Source organism: Streptomyces sp. NPDC048481, assembly GCF_043200075.1.
Taxonomy (GTDB): Bacteria; Actinomycetota; Actinomycetes; order Streptomycetales; family Streptomycetaceae; genus Streptomyces.
In genome coordinates this window covers 1-4,882 of record NZ_JBICXC010000025.1, presented here as the reverse complement: position 1 = coordinate 4,882, position 4,882 = coordinate 1, and the positions used below count along the sequence as shown (strand labels likewise).

1 protein-coding gene is annotated in these 4,882 nt (G+C 72.6%); it reads right to left on the bottom strand.

The genetic code is table 11. The annotated features are described in order from the left end of the window. Positions 1 to 4,882, bottom strand: a 4,882-nt coding sequence (locus ACGFSH_RS34245; protein ID WP_393355528.1) for a beta-ketoacyl synthase N-terminal-like domain-containing protein, incomplete at both ends; no start/stop codon positions are given.

Genomic DNA, 4,882 nt, shown 5'->3' with positions numbered 1-4,882 from the left:
ACACCCCACCAAATGCCGCGCCACCAACGCACCCAACCCACCCGTACCACCCGTCACCAACACCGTCCCCCCACCCCACACCACACCCCGCCCGGATCCGGAGCCGGGCGCGGGCGAGGGTGCGAGGGTGGAGTCGGATGCCGGGGCAAGTGCGGTAGCGGGGGCAGAGGTCGGCACGGGTGCGCTGTCGGCCGCGGACGGGGAAGTGGTTACGGGTACCGCGAGGCGGCCGATCCTCGCCTGGTACCACCGGCCGTCGCGGAGCGACCATTCGGGCTCGCCGGACGAAGCGACACGACGCCAGGCATCAGCGGCGACGGTACGGGGTTCGTCGGCGTCCACCAGCACGAAGCGGCCCGGGTGCTCGGACTGCGCGGCCCGCACCAGGCCCCAGACCGGCGCGGCGGCCACCTCGCGCGGCGCATCGCCCTCCGGACCGGCCGCGCCCCGGGTGACCAGGATCAGCGTGCCGCCCGCGCGTGCCGGATCGTCCAGCCAGCGTTGCACCGCGCCGAGCACCGTGACGGCCAGCTCCAGTGCGGCCTCCGGGACGGAACCGGCGCCGGGTACGCAGTCGGCGACCACGACCGGGTGGTACACGCCGTCGAGTTCGGCCGGCGAGACCACCGGCACCGGATCGGCTCCTGCCAGGGGCGCCACCACGGCCGGCGCCCACGTCACCTCGAACAGCGTGTCCGAGACCCTGGCGACCGCATTCGGGGCCTCGCGCAATATGAGCGAGTCGACCACACCGGCCGGCCGCCCGGCCTCGTCGGCGAACTCCACGCGCACCGCCTCCGCACCACGGGCCGAGAGCCGCACCCGCAGGTCACGCGCGCCCGTACGGAACAGCCGCACACCCTGCCAGGCGAACGGCAGCACCGGACGAGAACCCGGCGCCCGGTCGCCGTGCACGCCGAAGCGGAGCCCGTGCAGGGCCGCGTCCAACAGGGCCGGGTGGATCGGGTGCCGGTCGACGGTCACGTCCTCTGGCAGCGTGATCTCCGCGTACACGTCGTCATCGTGCCGCCAGGCCGCACTCAGCCCCTGGAACGCCGGCCCGTATTCATAGCCCTGGTCGAGCAGTTCGACGTACAGGTCGTCCGTTGCGAGCGGCATCGCGTCGGCGGGCGGCCAGGGCTCCGGCTCGGTCGCGGCGGGCGGGAGGGACAGCGCGGTTGCTCTGGTGAGGGTTCCGGTGGCGTGGGTGGTCCAGGGTGTTCCGGGGTCGTCGGCGGGTCGGGAGTGGATGGCGAGGTCGGCCTGCTCACCGGCGGTGGTCACCTGGACCTGGACGTCCATCTGACCGTGTGCGGGCAGGGGCAAGGGCTGGGCGATGATCAGTTCGCCGACCTCGGTGTAGTCGGTGACCTCGGCGGCGTGCAGTGCCATGTCCAGCAGGGCCGTCCCCGGTACGAGGGCGATCCCGGCCACCGCGTGATCGGCCAGCCACGGGTGAGTGCTCACACCGATCCGGCCCGTCAGCACCGTCGACACGCCGTCAGCGGTCGTCACCGACGCCGCCAGCAGACCATGCCCGGACTCCCGCAGGCCGGCCGCACTCACTCCGACGGCCCCCTGCCCGGCGCCCGACCCGGACACGGGCTCCGACAGCCAATAGCGGCTGCGCTGGAAGGGGTAGGTGGGCAGGTCGAGATGGCGGACGGGGGCGGGCAGGTGCCAGTCCACGGAAACACCGGAGGCATAGAGGGCGGCGGCCGCGTTCAGCAAGGTCGCCTGCGCCGAGATGCCTTCCTTCGGGCGGCGCATCAGCGGGGCGAAGGACAACTCGGCCGGTTCGTCGAGGGTTTGGCGGGCGAGCGCGGTCAGGACCGCCTCCGGGCCCACCTCCACGAGCCGCGTCACACCCAGCCCGTGTGCCGCGGCCAGACCATCAGCAAAACGAACCGTCTCGCGCACATGCCGCACCCAGTAGCCAGGATCGGTCAGCTCCGCCGAGACGACTTGCCCGGTCACGTTCGAGACCACCGCCGTCGTCGGCTCGCTGTAGGTCACGCTCGCGGCGACCTGGGCGAACTTCTCCAGCATCGGATCCATCAGCCGGGAGTGGAAAGCATGCGAGACCGACAACCGGGTCGTCCGCACCCCGGCCTCAGCGGCACGGGCCGCCACCTGCTCCAGATCCCCGACGGAGCCGGACACCACCACCGCCGCAGGCCCGTTGACAGCCGCGACGTCCACGCCGAGTCCGGGGATCAACTCCTCCACCTGTTCAGGGTCCGCAGCCAGCGCCAGCATGCCTCCGCCTTGCGGCAGGGCCTGCATCAACGCCCCCCGCGCCGCCACCAGACGCGCCGCGTCCTCAAGCCCGAACACCCCCGCCGCGTACGCAGCCGAGATCTCCCCGACGGAATGGCCCAGCAGCACATCCGGGCTCACAGCCCAATGCCGCAGAACGGCCACCAGACCAGCCTGCACGGCAAACAAGCCCGCCTGAGTGAACACCGTCGCATCCACCAACGACGCATCCTGACCCCACACCACCTCACGAAGCGGCCTCGGCAGATGCCGGTCCAGCGCCTCGCACGCCTCGTCGAAAGCAGCCGCGAACACCGGCTCGGCGCCGTACAGTTCACGGCCCATACCCAGCCACTGCGACCCCTGCCCCGTGAACAACCACCCCGTCCGCCCCGCAGACACCCGCCCAGCGATCGCTCCGCTCCCCTCCGACGCGAACGCGGCCAGCTGCGTCAGCGCCTCCTCGCGGTCGGCGGCGACGACCACCGCCCGGTGCTCCAGCAGGGCACGCCCGCACGTCAACGCCGAAGCCACCTCGGCGACTTCGACATCGTCACGCCGGGACCACCACGACGCCAGCCGGGCAGCCGAAGCCGTCAGCGCCTCCGGCGAACGCGCCGACAGAGCGACCGCCACCGGTCCCTCGACCTGCGGGACGTTCCCTGCCCGTACCGGCTCGGGAGCCTGCTCGACGATCACGTGCGCGTTGGTGCCGCTGATGCCGAACGACGACACCGCCGCCCGCCGTGGACGGTCCAGCTCAGGCCAGGCACGCGCCTCGGTGAGCAGCTGAACGGCTCCGTCCTGCCAGTCGACCTGCGACGAGGGTGCGTCCACGTGCAGCGTCCGCGGCATCACACCGTGTCGCATCGCCTCCACCAGCTTGATGACGCCCCCGACGCCCGCGGCCGCCTGGGCGTGTCCCAGGTTCGACTTCAAGGAACCCAGGTACAGGGGTTCTTGACCGTCCCGGCCTTGTCCGTAGGTGGCCAGCAAGGCCTGCGCCTCGATCGGATCCCCGAGGCGCGTCCCCGTGCCGTGGCCTTCGACCAGGTCGACGTCGTCCCCGTCGAGTCGAGCGTTGGCGAGCGCGGCACGGATCACCCGCTGCTGCGAGGGCCCGTTCGGCGCCGTCAGGCCGTTCGACGCACCGTCCTGGTTCACCGCCGAACCCCGCACCACCGCCAGCAGCGGATGCCCCAGCCTTCGCGCGTCCGACAGCCGCTCCAGCAGCAGCAGGCCGACGCCCTCGGACCAGCCCGTGCCGTCCGCCGACTCGGCGAACGAGCGGCACCGGCCGTCGGCCGACAGGCCTCGCTGGCGGCTGAACTCCACGAACATCGCCGGGGTCGCCATCACGGTGACGCCACCCGCGACGGCCAGCGTGCACTCCCCCGACCGCAGCGCCTGCACCGCCAGGTGCAGGGCCACGAGCGACGACGAGCACGCCGTGTCCACCGTCACCGCCGGACCTTCGAAGCCGAACGAGTACGACACCCGGCCGGACACCACGCTGCCGCCGCTGCTGAGGTCGCCGTAGTCGTGGTACATGACGCCCGCGAAGACGCCCGTGCGGCTGCCCTTGAGGGAGGCGGGTTCGATGCCGGCGCGTTCGAAGGACTCCCAGGCGGCCTCCAGGAAGATGCGCTGCTGCGGATCCATGATCTGGGCTTCGTTGGGGCTGATGCCGAAGAACACGGGGTCGAACTGGTCGGCGTCGTACAGGAAGGAGCCGCGGTCGGTGTAGCTCTTGCCGTCCACGCCGGGCTCGGGGTCGAAGAGGTCGTCCAGGTTCCAGCCGCGGTTGGTGGGAAAGGCTCCGACGGCGTCGACGCCGTCGGCGACCAGGCGCCACAGGTCCTCGGGCGAGGTCACGCCACCCGGGTAGCGGCAGGCCATGGAGACGATCACGATCGGGTCGTCCTGGTCCGCGGTGGGGGCGGTGGTGCGGACGACGGCTGCGGCGCTGTCCTCGTCGCCGGGCCCCGCGAGCAGCTCATCCAGGAGGGCGGCCACGGCGGACGCGTTCGGGTGGTCGAAGACGAGGGTGGCCGGGAGTCGCAGGCCGGTGGCGGAGGTCAGCAGGTTGCGCAGCTCCACGGCGGCCAGCGAGTCGAAGCCCAGCTCCGAGAAGGGCCGGCCCGGCTCGATGTCGTCCGCGCCGGCGTGCCCGAGCAGGGTGGCGACGTGGCCTCGTACGAGAGCCAGCAGGCGTCGGCCCCTGTCTTCGGACTCCAACCCGGCCAGTTCAGCGGCGAGTTCGGGGGCGGCGGAGACGGCGGAGCGGGAGGCCTTGCGGCGGCCGGGGGGCACGAGGCCGCGCAGGAGGGCGGGGATCTCGTCGGTGCGGGCACGCAGCGCGGCCCGGTCGACGGGCGTGGCCAGGACGTGGGGCCGGTCGCAGCCGAGGGCGGCGTCGAACAGCGCGAGGCCGGTGTCCGGGTCGAGCGGGGGCAGTCCGAGGCGCCTGAGCCGCTGGACGTCCGGCTCGCCGAGCGTGCCGCCCATGCCCTCGTTCAGCCACAGCCCGTAGGCGATGGAGGTGGCGGGCAGCCCTCGCGCATGCCGATGCGCGGCCAGAGCGTCCAAGAACACGTTCGCCGCCGCATACGCCGACTGCCCA